Origin of the sequence: Klebsiella sp. C349492, from assembly GCF_042055345.1 — a bacterium.
GTDB classification, from domain to species: Bacteria; Pseudomonadota; Gammaproteobacteria; order Enterobacterales; family Enterobacteriaceae; genus Klebsiella; species Klebsiella scottii.
Window position 1 is genome coordinate 148,385 of the sequence record NZ_JANQCE010000006.1, and the last position, 16,013, is coordinate 164,397.

Genomic DNA, 16,013 nt, shown 5'->3' on the forward strand with positions numbered 1-16,013 from the left:
ACAGAGGTAACGCATGGCGACTTTTCCACACGGATTTTTATGGGGCGGCGCACTGGCCGCCAACCAGGCTGAAGGGGCATATCTGGAGGGCGGCAAAGGGCTGACTACCGTCGATACCCTTCCCCACGGGGCCAGGCGCCTGCCGGTTAAGCTGGGGCTGGAAAAACGCTTTCAGCTGCGTGACGATGAGTTCTACCCAAGCCATGAAGCGATAGACTTTTATCATCGTTATAAAGAAGACATCGCCCTGATGGCGGAGATGGGCTTTAGCGTATTTCGCACCTCCATCGCCTGGAGCCGCCTGTTCCCCAACGGCGACGAGCAGGAGCCAAATGCGCAGGGGATCGCCTTCTACCGTTCGCTGTTTGAAGAGTGTAAAAAACACAATATCGAGCCGCTGGTGACCCTGTGCCACTTCGACGTGCCGATGCATCTGGTGACCGAATACGGCTCCTGGCGCAATCGCAAAATGGTGGGATTCTTTACCCACTACGCCCGCACCTGCTTTGAAGCCTTTGACGGGCTGGTGAAATACTGGCTGACCTTTAACGAAATCAACATCATGCTCCATAGTCCCTACTCCGGCGCCGGCCTGGCGTTCGAAGAGGGCGAGAATCAGGAGCAGGTGAAGTACCAGGCCGCGCACCATGAGCTGATTGCCAGCGCCCAGGTGACCAAAATCGCCCACGAGGTGAACGCGCAAAATCAGGTTGGCTGTATGCTGGCGGGCGGCAACTTCTACCCCTGGTCCTGCAAGCCGGAAGATGTGTGGATGGCGCTGGAAAAAGATCGCGAAAACCTGCTCTTTATCGACGTGCAGGCGCGCGGCGCCTGGCCGGTATGGGCGGCGCGGGTGCTCCGCGAGAAAGGCGTGACGATTGTCAAACAGCCGGGCGACGACGAGATCCTGCGCAACACCGTCGATTTTGTCTCCTTCAGCTACTACGCCTCGCGCTGCGCCTCGGCGGAGATGAACGCCAACAATACCAACGCGGCCAATATCGTGAAGTCGTTAAAAAATCCGCATATTCAGGCCAGCGAATGGGGCTGGGGAATCGACCCCCTCGGCCTGCGCATCACCATGAATATGATGTATGACCGCTACCAGAAGCCGCTGTTCCTCGTGGAAAACGGCCTCGGGGCGCGGGACGAAATCGACGCCAACGGCGAGATTAACGACGACTATCGCATCAGCTATCTGCGCGAGCACATCAAAGCGATGGGCGACGCTATCGAAGACGGTATTCCGGTGATGGGCTATACCAGCTGGGGCTGCATTGACCTGGTGGCCGCCTCCACCGGCGAGATGAGCAAACGCTACGGCTTCATCTACGTTGACCGCGATGACGCCGGCAACGGCACTCTCGACCGTAAGCGCAAGAAGTCGTTCTGGTGGTATAAAAAGGTCATTGCCAGCAACGGCGAAGACCTGGCGTAACGGCAATCCCCCGGATAGCGGCGCTGACGCCTCTCCGGGGAAACCTCACTCCGCCACCGCTTCCAGCGGAGCAAACCCGCCGAGGCCCTGCCAGCCGTTCAGCTGCCGGTAAACCTCGGCCACCGCGTCTTTAATCGGCTGGGTCATCGGATAGTAGAAGCCGACGATATCCGGCTGAATGCCTAAGAAAATCACCTCGCCGACGTCCTCTTTCAGCTGATCGATCAGATAGTTGAGCGGCATATTGTGGGTGGTCATCATAAACATTTCGGCGATATCGTCAGGATCGACGATGCGGATCGCGCCGGGACTGAGCCCCATGTCGGTCGCGTCGACGATCAGCAGGCGATCGGGGCGCAGCTCGCGGATCGCGACGATGTCGTTTTCCGGGGCGCTGCCGCCGTCAATGACCACCCAGCGGCCCGTCGGGTTTGCCGCGCACGTTTCCGCCAGCAGCGGACCCGCGCCGTCGTCGCCCATCATGCTGTTGCCCACGCAGAGTAAAACGTCAGTCACGGAGTCTCCTCACCATCAGATAGATGGCGCTTTCCTGGTGAATATCATGCAGCATGCTGAGCATCAGCCTGCTCCACGCCTGCTGCTGCGGCGTCTGCGCAACCTGCGCGTTATCAAAGGCGTTGGCCAGCATCGTCACGTGATTGCTGTCGATAACGATTTCGCCATATTTCGGCACGCCTTCCATTTTTCGCCGGGCGGTGCTGCCCGCTTCAAGGGTTGCAATCCACGCCAGGTACTGGTCCCACGGGCAGCTCAGCGCCGTTTCCAGACAGTCGATAACCCCAAGATGGTGACCAATCGCCAGGCTGTAATAGATAACCTGCTGCGCCTGGTCAGGCGTGGCGTCGTTCTCATCAATAAATTTACGGCTCAGCTGGCTGAACACCACCGTTTCACTCATCGGATGCGCGCCTCCTCAACCACCTGATTGAGATGGGTAACGATCTCGGTCAGACGCGGATCTTTTTCCGCCTCCAGCCAGCGCACGACCTGGCTGTCGCCCTGGCCGAGCAGGCGCATATAGTCATCGGCAATCTGCCGACCGTAGCGATAGCCCGCCAGGCGGCGCGCTTCGCGGTCGATGCGCACCCGCAGCGGCTGGACCATATTCGGATGCAGAATTTCCGCCGCCTTGTCATCCTGCTCGCCCGGCAGACGGGCGTGAATTTTCTGCTCCAGCAGGCCCAGCGCCATCGCAAAACCGTACAGCGTCGCGGCCGGCGTCGGCGGGCAGCCGGGAATATAGACGTCGACCGGCACAATTTTATCGGTGCCGCCCCATACGCAGTACAGATCGTGGAAGATACCGCCGCTGTTGCCGCAGGCGCCGTAGGAGATACAGATTTTCGGGTCCGGCGCGGAGTGCCAGGCGCGCAGCGCCGGTGAGCGCATGGCGCGGGTCACCGCCCCGGTGAACAGCAGGATATCGGCGTGACGCGGCGACGGAACGACCTTTATTCCAAAGCGTTCGGCGTCAAACAGCGGCGAAAGCGTGGCGAAAATCTCAATCTCGCAGCCGTTGCAGCCGCCGCAGTCCACGCGGTACACGTAGGCGGAACGCTTAATATTCTTCAGCAGCGATGCCTTCATGCTGGCGATAGACTCGTCTACCGTCATCGGCACGGGAATACCGTTTTCATCGCGCGGGCCCAGTAAATTACTCATCAGCTGGCCTCTCTCATATGGCGAGTCAGTTCAATACGATCGGACGGCACCAGGCACTTCTGGCGCTTGCACTCGGGGCAGGTTTCGAAGCTTTCGCGGCGCAGCTCGGCGCGGGTATCGCCGTTGTGCTCCAGCAGCGCGATGGCGTAATCGATCTCTTTCTGCACGGCGAAGGGACGCGCGCACGCCCGGCAGTGGCACATAGCAAAGCGCGACTGCTGGAGGAAATCCTCTTTCTTCCACACCGCCAGCTCGTACTCCTGCGAGAGCTTAATCGCCGCCGTCGGGCACACCTCTTCGCAGCGGCCGCAAAAGATGCAGCGCCCGAGGTTGAACTGCCACGCCAGCTGGTTAGCGGCGAGGTCAGTCTCCACCGTCAGGGCATTCGACGGGCAGGCGTTAACGCAGGCCGCACAGCCGATGCACTGCTGGGGAGTGTGTTCCGGCTTGCCGCGGAAGTTTTTATCCACCGGCATCGGCTCCAGCGGATAGGCGTGCGTCGCGGTGCCGGTATTAATAACTTTTTTAATAAAGGTAAACATGGCGGCTCCTTATTTCAGCGGCGAGTTTTTACGCTCGATGCTGTAGCGCTCCAGCTCTTTGTACGGCACCACTTTGCTTTTCTTCTTCCGCACGTCGACCACGGTCATTCGGTCGGTACAGGAGTAGCAGGGATCGAGGCTGCCGATAATCAGCGGCGCATCGGAAACGGTATTGCCGCGCAGCATATAGCGCAGGGTCGGCCAGTTGGCGTAGGTCGCCGCCCGGCAGCGCCAGCGGTAGAGCTTCTGATTGTCGCCGGTCATGCTCCAGTGGATATCATCCCCGCGCGGCGCTTCCGAGAAGCCCAGCGCAAAACGATGAGGAATATAGGTGAAGCCATCCACCATCAGCGGGCCGCCCGGCAGATTGTCGAGGCCGAAGTCGATCATATTTAGCGCGGTGTAGACCTCGTTGATGCGCACCTTCAGGCGCGAAATCACGTCGCAGCCCTGCTCGCTGTGCACTTCCATCGGCAGCAGGCCGTAGCCGACAAACGGATGGTCGGCGCGGGTATCGCGCGCGTGGCCGCTGGCGCGCACCATCGGGCCAACGTTGCTGAAGTCGCGGGCGATTTGCGGGTCGAGACGGCCAATGCCGACGGTACGCTGCGCCATGTTCGGCGTGCTGAGCAGCATCTCCACCAGCTCCTGCACGTCGCGGCGCATCTGCTGCGCCAGCTGGCGGGTCTGGATCATATCCTCTTTCAGCAGGTCGCGACGGATGCCGCCAATCAGGTTCAGGCCGTAGGTTTTACGCGCCCCGGTGAGGATCTCCGCCATCTTCATCGACGTCTCGCGCACGCGGAAGAACTGCATGAAGCCGGAGTCAAAGCCGGTAAAGTGGCAGGCAAGGCCGAGGTTGAGCAGATGCGAATGCAGACGCTCCACCTCCAGCAGAATGGCGCGGATCATCTGCGCGCGTTCCGGCACCACGATGCCCATCGCGTTTTCTACGGAGGTGGTATAGGCGGTGCTGTGGGCAAAGCCGCAGATGCCGCACACCCGATCGGAGAGGAAGGTCACTTCGTTGTAGCCCATCCGGGTTTCCGCCAGTTTCTCCATCCCGCGATGGACGTAGAACAGACGGTAGTCGGCGTCGATAATATTCTCCCCGTCAACGAACAGGCGGAAATGGCCGGGTTCATCGGAGGTGACGTGCAGCGGGCCAATCGGCACCACGTTGTTTTTCTTACTGCCCAGCTCGTTAATGAACTCGTAGGTTTCCGCATCGGTGGTCGGCGCCGGACGCTGACGGTAATCCATGCTGTCTTTGCGCAGCGGATAGAGTTCGTCCGGCCAGTCGTCCGGCAGCACCAGACGGCGCTCATCCGGCAGGCCAACCGGCAGCAGGCCGTACATATCGCGCACTTCGCGCTCGCCCCATACCGCAGCGGGCACCCGCGGCGTCACCGACGGATATTCCGGCTTATTGGCGTCCACTTCCACGCGCACGGTTATCCAGCACTTCGTCCCCTGCTCCATCGACAGCACGTAGTAAACGGCATAGTGGCCGTTGAGCTTGCGTTCGTCGTTACCGAACAGCACCGACAGCCAGCCGCCCTGCTGGTAGTAGAGAAACTCCACCACTTCCGGGAGATAGTTGATCTTCACCGTGACGGTGAGCTGATCGTTGGTCTGCCAGGCCTCGTCCAGCACCACGCCCGGGAAGGTCTGATGCAGCGCGGCGAGATAGCGTTGACCCGGTTTTTCTTCGTTCATATATAAAACTCTCTTAAATCACGCCGCCAGCAAGGAGACGAAGGCTAAAAAGGCAAAGCCAAAACCGGCCCAGGTAACGCGGGACGTGGCACAAAAGCGCAGGCGCGCCATGCTGTTTTCAAACAGGGCAATAATCAGGACGCCGGCCACCAGCTTGACGACGGCGACGACCAGCGCCAGCAGCAGCCCACCGACGCTAAAGCTGGTCATCTGCCCCCACGGCATAAACACACCGACAAACATCTGCAGGACCACCAGCTGCTTGAGGCTAATCCCCCACTTCAGCACCGCGAAACCGCTGCCGCTGTATTCGGTCAGCGGCCCCTCCTGCAGCTCCTGCTCCGCCTCGGCAAGGTCGAACGGCAGCTTGCCCATTTCGATAAAGGTGGCAAAAGCGCAGGCGCCCAGCGCGAGGATCAGCGGAATGCTGCGCGCGGCGGGCCAGTGGTAGATGGTATCGGTGATGCTGCTGATATGGGTTGAGCCGGCAACCTGCGCCGCCACCCACAGTCCCAGCAGCAGAATCGGCTCCACCAGCACGCCGAGCATCGCTTCGCGGCTGGCGCCGATGGCGGTAAACGGGCTGCCGGTATCCAGACCGGCGATAGCAAAGAAGAAGCGGGCGATGGCGAAGAGATAGATCAGCGTAATCAGGTCGCCCAGCCCCGCCATCGGCGAGTCTACGGTAACCACCGGCAGCGCGGTGGCGATGGTCAGCATCACGCCGACCATCACGTACGGCATCAGGCGGAATACCCAGCCGGAGGCATCCGGACCGATGCTCTGGCGCCCCAGCAGCTTGATAATGTCCCGATACTCCTGCAGCACGCCCGGCCCGCGGCGGTTATGCAGACGGGCGCGGGCGACGCGGGTGATACCGGACAGCAGCGGCGCGGCGGCAAACAGCGCCAGCGCCTGCAACAATGCAACGAATACGCTCATTCTCAGGCTCCTCGTGAAATGACAATAACGACCAGCACCGCCAGCTCAATCAGCGCAACGCTGCGCAGCAGCGCGGGCGCGGAGCCGTTCTGCCAGCCGGGGATCAGGCGTACCGGGTTCAGCCAGTGGCGCAGCTTGAGCAGCGGAGCAAAGGCCTCTTTGACCGGCATCGCGAAGCCGTGGGCGGTCACCACCATCGATTTTTCATGGTCGTAGCCGCAGACCCAGGCCGCGCCGCGGGATCGCGCGGGCAGGCGGTCGCCTTTGTAGAAAATCATCAGCAGCAGCGGCAGCAGCGGACAGGCGATCAGCAGAATGGCAATCAGCGGCTGCGACACCACGCTCGATACCTGAGCCTGGGCCGGGACCACGCCGCTCACCAGCGGCAGAAGCCACGGCGCTGCCACGCCGCCAATCACGCAGCAGAGCGCGGAAAACACCACGCTGAAGGTCATCAGCCACGGGGCGCTGGTGGCGTTTTCCGCCTGCTGGCTCCGCGGCGCGCCGAGGAAGGTGACGCCGTAGACTTTAGCCATGCACATCACCGCCAGGGCGCCGGTAATCGCCAGGCCTACCGCCAGCAGCGGCCCGAGCAGGCGGCCGATAAACGCCTCGCCGGTGCTGAGCCTAAAGAACGACTGATAGATAACCCACTCGCCGGCAAAGCCGTTCAGCGGCGGCAGCGCCGCCATAGCCATCAGGCCAACCAGCATAGAGAGCGAAATCAGCGGCATTCTTTTGCCGATACCGCCCAGCTTTTCGATATCGCGATGGCCGGTGCGGAACCACACCGCCCCGGCGCCAAGGAACAGCGTGGTTTTAAACAGACTGTGGTTGATCAGGTGATACATCCCGCCGATAAATCCCAGCACCATCAGGCTGGCGTTACCGAGGGCCACGCCGGTGACAAACGCGCCGAGGCCCAGCAGGATGATGCCGATATTTTCCAGAGTGTGGTACGCCAGCAGGCGCTGGATATTGTGTTCCATCAGCGCGTAGAGCCCGCCGATAAACGCGGTGATCATCCCCAGCACCAGCAGCAGTACGCCCCACCACAGCGGCGGGATGCCGCCGGCAAGGGAGACCGTCAGGATGCCGAACAGGCCAACCTTCATCACCACCGTGGAGAACAGCGCGGCGGCCGGCGCGCCGGCGCCGGCATGGGCCTGCGGCGCCCAGCCGTGCAGCGGAATAATCCCCGCCAGCAGCGCAAAACCGACCAGCGCCGGGAGCCACAGCAGCATCTGCTGCGGGGCTCCGGCGGCCAGCAGGCTAATCTGCGTCAGATCGAGCGTGCCGTAAAACGACCACACCAGCCAGCAGCTCCACGCCAGCAGCAGCGTGCCGAAGCGGCCCAGCGCAAACCACAGCTTGCCGGACTGGGCGCAGCCGGTAAGGAAGGCTCCGCACAGGGCCATAATTTCCGCCATCACCACCAGACTGCCAAAGCTGGTCGTCACGACGGCGCAGGTGGCGGCCGCCAGCAGCAGGTTGACCAGCAGGCCGTTAGCTTTTACCTGCGGATGGCGGTGCCAGGAGATATTAAATAGCGAAATCGGTAATGCCGAGAGGCCGATGGCCAGCAGCCACAGGGCGTTAACCCCGCTAACCCGCACGGGCAGCGAGATCATCTGCAGCACGCCGGTGCTCACCCTACCCGGCATCAGCAGCGTCGCCATCCCGGCGACGATCAGCATCGCGCTGGCAACCGCCCCGCCGATCCCGGCGATCGCGCCGCTTAGCGGTTTTCTCAGGCTAAAGAGCAGCGCCAGCACGGCGCTGACGGCGTACCAAACCACCGCCTGACTGACTAAAGAGATAATGTTCACTTCACGCCCCCTTGTTGCGCCTGAAACAGCGACAAATCGCCGAGGTCGGTGTTAAAAGTCAGCTCGCGCTTACGCCTGCTGGCCAGGGCGATGTCGCGGATATCAACCAGCAGCAGCGCTTTTGTCGGGCAGGTACGCACGCAGGCAGGTCCCTGCTCATCGAAATGGCACAGATCGCATTTCACCGCGATGGCGCGTACGCCCGGTACCCAGTCGAGCAGCGAACTGACGCGGGCGGGCGCGGGCGGCGCGGCGGGCGCCATCGGCGTATTCGCATTTGCCGGAATATCCAACGGCCGGCTGCCGGAAAATTCGATCGCGCCAAACGGGCAGGCGATGCCGCACAGCTTGCAGCTTACGCACAGGCTTTCGTTTAGCTGGACCGCGCCGTCGATGCGGTTAATCGCGTTAACCGGGCATACTGCGGCGCAGGGGGCGTCTTCGCAGTGGTGGCACATCTGCGGCGCGGATTCTTTTTCATTACGCATGACCTGCAGTCGCGGCATCGCCTGCAGGCCCTGCTGGCGATGCGTCTCAGCGCATGCGGCTTCGCAGGTGCGGCAGCCGATACAGACGGTGGAGTCAGCAATTACAAAACGGTTCACCGGGTCTTCCTCGGGTGAAAGTCATTTTTGACGAAATCAGGTGGTGCAGATGTCATTTTCGACACCCGTCGACACCTTGCGCTTAATCGTCCAGCTGCAGATGGCTTAAATCCACCGGCTGGTCCTGTTCCATGGCGTCGTACAGGCGGTCGTATACGGTCGCCACGATCGCCAGATAATGCTCCAGCACCTGCTCGCGGGAGCGGTTGCTGATCCGGCCGTCGATGGTGCCGTCAGAAGCCAGCGTAGCCTGCGCGATCAAGCGCTTATCTTCGCCATTTTTGCTTTGCACGTAGTATTCGATGGTGTGGTTGTTAAAGCCTTCCGCCAGCGCGACAAAAACCTGAAAGTGGCCGAACAGCACGAAGCACAGCTCTTTGTCCGGCGCGCAGCTCATCGCATGATGCAGGCGCGCCTTCGACAAGGTGATGCCCTGAACCAACGAGTTGCAGTAGGTATGCCACTGCTCCTGATGCTGGCGGTGACGATCGGCGATGTAGTCCGCCTTTTCACTTATTTCCCAAATAGTCATCTCGGATCTCCCGGTTGCATGAGATGCACTGCACTAGCATTTTCTATGCCAAATTTTATCTTATTGATATTTATTGAAATTAATAAAATTCGGGGCCTTCAGCGACATGTCGACGACGTCATCAGGCCATCGTCATCGACAGTTTCTCCGACAGTACCGATGCCCTGGCATCGTTATTGCATATATGGCCCATTGCGGCGATGTGGAGGCCACCATGCACGAAATCACGCTTAGCCAGCGGGCGTTGGAAATTATTGAACAGCAGGCTCAGCAGGCCGGCGCGCGTCGGGTCACCGGCGTGTGGCTCAAGGTCGGGGCCTTTTCCTGCGTGGAGGCCAGCGCGCTGACCTTCTGCTTTGAACTGGTGTGCCGCGGCACGCTGGCCGAAGGCTGCGAGCTGCATATCACCGAACAGCAGGCCGAATGCTGGTGTGAGTCCTGCCAGCAGTACGTGCGCCTGATCTCTCAGCACGTGCGGCGCTGCCCGCAGTGTCAGAGCGACAGGCTGCAGATCGTGGCGGACGATGGCTTACAGATTCAGAGAATAGAAGTGATCCCCGCATAGTGCGCCTGGGATCGCGGCGGCAGGCGCGCGAGCGCCGCCAGCAGAGAAACAACGCGCAGTATGGCGGGATAGACCAGGAGTAAAATTATGTGTACCACCTGCGGCTGTGGGGAAGGCAACCTTTATATAGAAGGTGACGAACGTAACCCCCACTCGGCGTTTCGCAGCGCCCCCTTCGCGCCGGCTACGCGCCGGCCGATGACCATTACCGGCGTCAAAACCGACGGTTTTACCCCCAGCCGCTCCGCTGAGGGCGACCTGCACTACGGCCACGGCGAGGCGGGTACCCATGCGCCGGGCATTAGCCAGCGTAAAATGCTGGACGTTGAAATTGACGTGCTGGAGAAGAACAACCGTCTGGCCGCCCGCAACCGCGCCCGCTTTGCGGCCAAAGGCCAGCTGGTGCTGAACCTGGTCTCCAGCCCCGGCTCCGGCAAAACCACCCTGCTGACCGAAACCCTGCTGCGCCTGAAGGCGAAAACCGCCTGCGCGGTGATTGAAGGCGACCAGCAAACGGTCAACGATGCGGCGCGCATCCGCGCCACCGGCACGCCGGCCATTCAGGTCAACACCGGCAAGGGCTGCCACCTCGACGCGCAGATGATCGCCGAGGCCGCCCCACGCCTGGAACTTGCCGATAGCGGCATCCTGTTTATTGAAAACGTCGGCAACCTGGTATGCCCGGCGGGCTTCGATCTCGGCGAGCGGCACAAGGTCGCGGTCCTGTCGGTGACCGAAGGTGAAGACAAGCCCCTGAAGTACCCGCATATGTTCGCCGCCGCCAGCCTGATGCTGCTGAACAAAATCGATCTCCTGCCGTACCTCAATTTTGACGTTGAGCAGTGCCTCGCCTGCGCGCGGGAGGTAAACCCTGATATTGAAATCATCCTGCTTTCCGCCACCAGCGGAGAGGGCATGGAGCAGTGGCTTAACTGGCTGGAGGCGCAGCAATGTGCATAGGCGTCCCGGGACAAATTTGCGCCATTGAGGGCAACCAGGCCAGGGTCGAGATCTGCGGCATCCAACGCGAGGTCGACTTAACGCTGGTGGGCGCCGTCGATGAGCAGGGCCGGCCGCGGCTCGGCCAGTGGGTGCTGGTGCACGTCGGCTTCGCCATGAGCATCATTAATGAAGCCGAAGCCCGCGATACCCTCGCGGCGCTGCAAAATATGTTTGAGGTCGAGCCGGACGTCGGCGCCCTGCTGTTCGGCGAGGAGCGATAATGCGTTTCGTTGATGAATACCGCGCGCCGGAGCAGGTGCTGCAGCTGGTGGATCGCCTGCGGGAGCGCGCTCGCCTGCTGCCGCATACCGCCGCCCGTCCGCTGCGGATTATGGAGGTTTGCGGCGGCCACACCCACGCCATCTTTAAATTCGGCCTCGACCAGCTGCTGCCGGAAAATATTGAATTTATCCACGGTCCCGGATGCCCGGTCTGCGTCCTGCCGATGGGCCGCATTGACGCCTGCATTGAAATTGCCGGCCGCCCGGGCGTCATTTTCTGCACCTTCGGTGACGCGATGCGCGTACCTGGGAAAAACGGCTCCTTGCTGCAGGCAAAATCGCGCGGAGCCGACGTGCGCATCGTCTATTCGCCGGTCGATGCCCTGAAGCTGGCGCAGCAAAACCCCGACCGCGAGGTGGTGTTCTTCGGGCTGGGCTTTGAAACGACCATGCCCGCCACCGCGCTGACCCTACGCCAGGCGCGCGACCGCGGCGTCGATAACTTCTTCTTTTTCTGCCAGCACATTACCCTGCTCCCGACCCTGCGCAGCCTGCTCGATACTCCGGACAACGGTATCGACGCCTTCCTCGCCCCCGGTCACGTCAGCATGGTCATTGGTACCGAAGCCTACGGGTTTATCGCCAGCGACTACCGCCGGCCTTTAGTGGTTGCTGGATTCGAACCTCTTGATCTACTGCAAGGCGCGGTGATGCTGGTTGAGCAGACAATAGCGCGGTGCAGCCGGGTCGAGAACCAGTATCGTCGCGTGGTACCCGATGCAGGTAATCCGCTGGCGCAGCAGGCGATTGCCGACGTGTTCTGTCTCTCCGGCGACAGCGAATGGCGCGGGCTTGGGGTCATCAGCAATTCCGGCGTAGGGCTGACGCCTGAGTATCAGCGTTTCGACGCCGAAGCCCATTTTCGCCCAGCGCCCCAGCGCGTTTGTGACGACCCGCGAGCCCGCTGCGGCGAGGTGCTGACCGGGCGCTGCAAACCGCATCAGTGCCCGTTATTCGGGCAGGTCTGTAATCCGCAAAGCGCGTTCGGCGCGCTGATGGTCTCATCAGAAGGCGCCTGCGCCGCCTGGTATCAATATCGCAGTCAGGAAAACGAAGCATGAAAAGCATCCAGTTAGCCCACGGTAGCGGCGGTCAGGCGATGCAGCAGCTGATCGCCTCCCTGTTTATGCAGGCCTTCGCCAATCCGTGGCTGGCGGAGCAGGAGGATCAGGCGCGGCTTGACCTGGCGCAGCTTGCCGCCCAGGGGGATCGCCTCGCCTTCTCCACCGACGGCTACGTTATCGATCCGCTGTTTTTTCCCGGCGGCGATATCGGCAAGCTGGCGGTATGCGGCACCGCTAACGACGTGGCGGTAAGCGGCGCCCTGCCGCGCTACCTCTCCTGCGGTTTTATCCTCGAAGAGGGGCTGGAGATAGCCACCCTTGAGAAGGTGGTGAACAGCATGGCGCAGACCGCTCAGGCGGCGGATATCGCTATCGTCACCGGTGATACCAAAGTCGTGCCGCGCGGGGCGGCGGATAAGCTGTTTATCAATACCGCCGGGATTGGCGCGATTCCTCCCGAGATCCGCTGGGGAGCACGGCAGATTACGCCCGGCGACGTGCTGCTGGTCAGCGGCACGCTGGGAGATCACGGGGCCACCATTCTGAATTTGCGCGAAGGGCTCGGGCTGGACGGCGCGCTCTCCAGCGACTGTGCGGTATTAACGCCGCTGATTCAGACGCTGCGCGACCTTCCCGGCGTGAAAGCGCTGCGCGATGCCACCCGCGGCGGCGTTAACGCGGTGGCCCATGAATTTGCCGCGGCCAGCGGCTGCGGGATTGAGCTGCACGAACGAGAGCTGCCGGTCAACGATACCGTACGCGGCGTTTGCGAACTGCTTGGGCTCGATGCCCTCAACTTTGCCAATGAAGGCAAGCTGGTTATCGCCGTCGCTCGCGATGCGGCGGAAGCGGCGCTGACCCGGCTGCGGGCGCACCCGCTCGGCCGCCGCGCGGCGATAGTCGGCGAAGTAGTTGAGCGCAGCGGCGTGCGGTCCGTCGGCCTGTACGGCGTGAAACGCACCCTCGATCTTCCTCACGCCGAGCCGCTGCCGCGAATTTGCTAGTCGCCTCTGGCCGCCGGGGTAGCGTTGCGGCGGAAAGCGCCCGACTGGCGCAAAAATGCTTTATTAACATACTATTACATCCTAAATAATTCGAGTTGCAGGAAGGCGGCAAGCGAGGGGATCCCGATGAGCTTACTCAGGTAAGTGATTCGGGTGACTGAACGCAACCCACGCAAATGCAACTTGAAGTATGACGGGTATATTTATGTCATCACTTTCTTATGCGCTGCTTTGTCGGCGCTTTTTGGACGTAAGCAATGTCGTATACACCGTTGGGCGATTTCGGGCAGCAGGGTCTGTTCGACATCACCCGTGTTTTATTACAGCAGCCCGATCTGGCCGCGCTGAGCGAAACGCTGACGCGTCTGGTCCGGCAATCTGCGCTGGCGGATCGCGCCGCTATTATTCTCTGGAACGCCGGCAACCACCGCGCGGCAAGATACGCCTGCGACGAAGCGGGCCTGCCGGTGAGCTACGAAGATGAGACCGTGCTGGCGCACGGGCCGGTGCGGCGCCTGCTTTCGCGCCCCGACGCGCTGCACTGCGATCGCGCCACCTTTGTCGAAGCCTGGCCGCTGCTGGCCGATAGCGGCCTGTACCCGTCGTTCGGCCATTACTGCCTGCTGCCGCTGGCAGCAGAGGGCCGCATCTTCGGCGGCTGCGAATTTATCCGCAACGATGCGCGTCCGTGGACGGAAAAAGAGTATCAGCGCCTGCATACCTTCACGCAGATCGTCGCCGTGGTCACCGAGCAGATCCAGAGCCGGGTCAGCAATAACGTTGATTACGATCTGCTGTGCCACGAGCGCGATAACTTCCGCATTCTGGTTGCCATCACCAACGCCGTGCTCTCCCGTCTGGATATCGATGAGCTGGTCAGCGAGGTCGCCAAAGAGATCCACCGCTATTTCCGCATCGACGCCATTAGCGTGGTGCTGCGCAGCGGCCGCAAAGGCAAGCTGAATATCTACTCGACCCACTACCTCGACGCCAGCCATCCGGTGCACGACCAAAGCGAGGTCAACGAGGCCGGAACGCTGACCGAGCGGGTGTTTAAAAGCAAAGAGATGCTGCTGCTCAATTTGCACGAACACGACTCCCTGGCGCCGTACGAAAAAATGCTCTTCGAGATGTGGGGTAACCAGATTCAGACCCTGTGCCTGCTGCCGCTGATGTCCGGCAATACCCTGCTTGGGGTCCTGAAGCTGGCGCAGTGCGATGAGAAGGTCTTCACCACCACCAACCTCAAGCTGCTGCGCCAGATTGCCGAGCGCGTATCGATCGCCGTCGATAACGCGCTGGCGTATCGCGAGATCCAGCGTCTGAAAGAGCGGCTGGTTGATGAGAACCTCGCGCTGACCGAGCAGTTGAACAACGTCGAGAGCGAGTTTGGCGAGATAATCGGCCGCAGCGAAGCGATGCACAGCGTGCTCAAGCAGGTCGAAATGGTGGCGCACAGCGACAGCACCGTGCTAATCCTCGGCGAAACCGGCACCGGTAAGGAGCTGATTGCCCGCGCGATCCATAACCTCAGCGGCCGCAACGCCCGGCGAATGGTGAAAATGAACTGCGCGGCGATGCCCGCCGGGCTGCTGGAAAGCGACCTCTTCGGCCACGAGCGCGGAGCCTTTACCGGCGCCAGCGCCCAGCGTATCGGTCGTTTTGAGCTGGCGGACAAAAGCTCGCTGTTTCTCGATGAGGTCGGCGATATGCCGGTTGAGCTCCAGCCGAAGCTGCTGCGCGTGCTGCAGGAGCAGGAGTTTGAGCGCCTCGGCAGCAATAAGCTGATCCGCACCGACGTGCGGCTGATCGCCGCGACCAACCGCGATCTCAGGCAGATGGTCGCCGATCGCGAGTTCCGCAGCGATCTCTACTACCGGCTCAACGTTTTCCCGATCCATATCCCGCCGCTGCGCGAACGTCCGGATGATATTCCGCTGCTGGTCAAAGCCTTCACCTTTAAAATTGCCCGCCGTCTTGGGCGCAATATCGACAGCATTCCGGCTGAAACCCTGCGTACCCTAAGCCGCATGGAGTGGCCGGGCAACGTCCGCGAGCTGGAAAACGTCATTGAGCGCGCGGTGCTGCTGACCCGCGGCAGCGTGCTGCAGCTATCCATGCCCGAGCTGAACAGCGATCCGGAACCGATGGCGGCAGAAATTCTGCCGCAGGAGGGCGAAGACGAGTATCAGCTTATCGTCCGCGTGCTGAAAGAGAGCAACGGCGTGGTTGCCGGCCCCAAAGGCGCCGCCCAGCGTCTGGGCCTAAAGCGCACGACCCTGCTGTCGCGGATGAAAAGATTGGGTATTACAAAAGATGAGCTAGTATAGGTCCGACACGCACTCAACCAGGTACAAGGAGATTCTATGGCGGTATCAGCACGTAATCAGCTCACCGGCACGGTCAGCGCGGTAGCCACGGGCGCAGTTAACGATGAGGTTGAATTAACCCTCGCGGGCGGCGCAAAGCTGGTGGCAATTGTCACCCACAGCAGCAAGGAAGCGCTGGGCCTGGTCGCAGGAAAAGAGGCCATTGCGCTGATTAAAGCGCCGTGGGTCACCCTCGCGACCGAGGATTGCGGCCTGAAGTTCTCCGCACGCAACCAGTTTGCCGGCAGCGTGACCCGCGTAACGGAAGGCGCGGTCAACGACACCGTACATATTAAAACCGATGCGGGTTTTGAGATTGTCGCTGTCGTCACCAACGAAAGCCAGCAGGAAATGAAGCTCGCGCAGGGCAGCCGCGTGATTGCGCTGATCAAAGCATCGGCGATCCTCCTCGCAACCCGCGCCTGAGTCAGACTCAAA

17 protein-coding genes are annotated in these 16,013 nt (G+C 61.3%); 8 read left to right on the forward strand and 9 right to left on the reverse strand.

Going from position 1 to position 16,013, the window contains the following annotated elements; translation table 11 throughout:
* The first annotated feature begins 13 nt into the window (after positions 1 to 13).
* Positions 14 to 1,438 (forward strand): 6-phospho-beta-glucosidase, encoded by a 1,425-nt coding sequence (locus NWP14_RS20700; protein WP_095098450.1) that lies wholly within the window; start codon positions 14 to 16, stop codon positions 1,436 to 1,438.
* A gap of 45 nt (positions 1,439 to 1,483) precedes the next feature.
* Here the strand turns inward: NWP14_RS20700 and hycI are convergent, their stop codons facing one another.
* From hycI to hycA, 9 genes are all read right to left on the reverse strand, one after another.
* A complete protein-coding gene (gene hycI / locus NWP14_RS20705) occupies positions 1,484 to 1,954 on the reverse strand; it encodes a hydrogenase maturation peptidase HycI (RefSeq protein WP_375215901.1) in 471 nt (156 codons plus the stop codon).
* Positions 1,947 to 2,357, reverse strand: coding sequence for a formate hydrogenlyase maturation HycH family protein (locus NWP14_RS20710; RefSeq protein ID WP_375215902.1), 411 nt, complete (start codon positions 2,355 to 2,357; stop codon positions 1,947 to 1,949). Before NWP14_RS20710 ends, hycI begins: the two co-directional genes overlap by 8 nt.
* The gene (locus NWP14_RS20715) at positions 2,354 to 3,121 is read right to left on the reverse strand and encodes an NADH-quinone oxidoreductase subunit B family protein (RefSeq protein WP_095098457.1); all 768 of its coding nucleotides are present in this window, start codon (positions 3,119 to 3,121) and stop codon (positions 2,354 to 2,356) included. Before NWP14_RS20715 ends, NWP14_RS20710 begins: the two co-directional genes overlap by 4 nt.
* Positions 3,121 to 3,663, reverse strand: coding sequence for a formate hydrogenlyase complex iron-sulfur subunit (locus tag NWP14_RS20720; RefSeq protein WP_375215903.1), 543 nt, complete (start codon positions 3,661 to 3,663; stop codon positions 3,121 to 3,123). The genes NWP14_RS20715 and NWP14_RS20720 overlap by 1 nt, the downstream gene beginning before the upstream one ends.
* 9 nt (positions 3,664 to 3,672) lie before the next feature.
* Positions 3,673 to 5,382 carry a formate hydrogenlyase subunit HycE gene (gene hycE, locus NWP14_RS20725; protein ID WP_133600358.1) on the reverse strand — a complete coding sequence of 570 codons (1,710 nt, stop codon included), beginning with the start codon at positions 5,380 to 5,382 and terminating at the stop codon, positions 3,673 to 3,675.
* Between the two features lie 18 nt (positions 5,383 to 5,400).
* Complete coding sequence (locus NWP14_RS20730; RefSeq protein ID WP_375215904.1) at positions 5,401 to 6,324, reverse strand: respiratory chain complex I subunit 1 family protein; 924 nt, start codon at positions 6,322 to 6,324, stop codon at positions 5,401 to 5,403.
* A 2-nt stretch (positions 6,325 to 6,326) separates the two neighbouring features.
* Positions 6,327 to 8,153 (reverse strand): formate hydrogenlyase subunit 3, encoded by a 1,827-nt coding sequence (gene hycC / locus NWP14_RS20735; protein ID WP_375215905.1) that lies wholly within the window; start codon positions 8,151 to 8,153, stop codon positions 6,327 to 6,329.
* Entirely contained in the window at positions 8,150 to 8,758 is a 609-nt protein-coding gene (locus tag NWP14_RS20740) for a 4Fe-4S dicluster domain-containing protein (RefSeq protein ID WP_095098475.1), read from the reverse strand. Before NWP14_RS20740 ends, hycC begins: the two co-directional genes overlap by 4 nt.
* A gap of 82 nt (positions 8,759 to 8,840) precedes the next feature.
* On the reverse strand, positions 8,841 to 9,290 hold the full coding sequence (hycA, locus tag NWP14_RS20745; protein ID WP_095098478.1) for a formate hydrogenlyase regulator HycA: 450 nt from the start codon (positions 9,288 to 9,290) through the stop codon (positions 8,841 to 8,843).
* 214 nt (positions 9,291 to 9,504) lie between these two features.
* Here hycA and hypA point away from each other — a divergent pair, with 214 nt between their 5' ends.
* The 7 genes from hypA (at position 9,505) to NWP14_RS20780 (ending at position 16,001) form a co-directional block, all read left to right on the forward strand.
* Entirely contained in the window at positions 9,505 to 9,855 is a 351-nt protein-coding gene (gene hypA / locus NWP14_RS20750) for a hydrogenase maturation nickel metallochaperone HypA (RefSeq protein ID WP_375215906.1), read from the forward strand.
* Positions 9,856 to 9,942: 87 nt separating this feature from the next.
* Positions 9,943 to 10,815: a hydrogenase nickel incorporation protein HypB gene (hypB, locus tag NWP14_RS20755; protein ID WP_133600363.1), complete on the forward strand. Its 873-nt coding sequence runs from the start codon at positions 9,943 to 9,945 to the stop codon at positions 10,813 to 10,815.
* The gene (locus NWP14_RS20760) at positions 10,806 to 11,078 is read left to right on the forward strand and encodes a HypC/HybG/HupF family hydrogenase formation chaperone (protein WP_095098487.1); all 273 of its coding nucleotides are present in this window, start codon (positions 10,806 to 10,808) and stop codon (positions 11,076 to 11,078) included. The genes hypB and NWP14_RS20760 overlap by 10 nt, the downstream gene beginning before the upstream one ends.
* Complete coding sequence (gene hypD / locus NWP14_RS20765; RefSeq protein WP_375215907.1) at positions 11,078 to 12,199, forward strand: hydrogenase formation protein HypD; 1,122 nt, start codon at positions 11,078 to 11,080, stop codon at positions 12,197 to 12,199. The genes NWP14_RS20760 and hypD overlap by 1 nt, the downstream gene beginning before the upstream one ends.
* A complete protein-coding gene (gene hypE, locus NWP14_RS20770) occupies positions 12,196 to 13,206 on the forward strand; it encodes a hydrogenase expression/formation protein HypE (protein ID WP_159236145.1) in 1,011 nt (336 codons plus the stop codon). Before hypD ends, hypE begins: the two co-directional genes overlap by 4 nt.
* Before the next feature lie 257 nt (positions 13,207 to 13,463).
* Entirely contained in the window at positions 13,464 to 15,536 is a 2,073-nt protein-coding gene (flhA, locus tag NWP14_RS20775) for a formate hydrogenlyase transcriptional activator FlhA (RefSeq protein WP_375215908.1), read from the forward strand.
* 36 nt (positions 15,537 to 15,572) lie between these two features.
* Positions 15,573 to 16,001 (forward strand): molybdopterin-binding protein, encoded by a 429-nt coding sequence (locus tag NWP14_RS20780; RefSeq protein ID WP_095098499.1) that lies wholly within the window; start codon positions 15,573 to 15,575, stop codon positions 15,999 to 16,001.
* Positions 16,002 to 16,013: the final 12 nt, after the last annotated feature.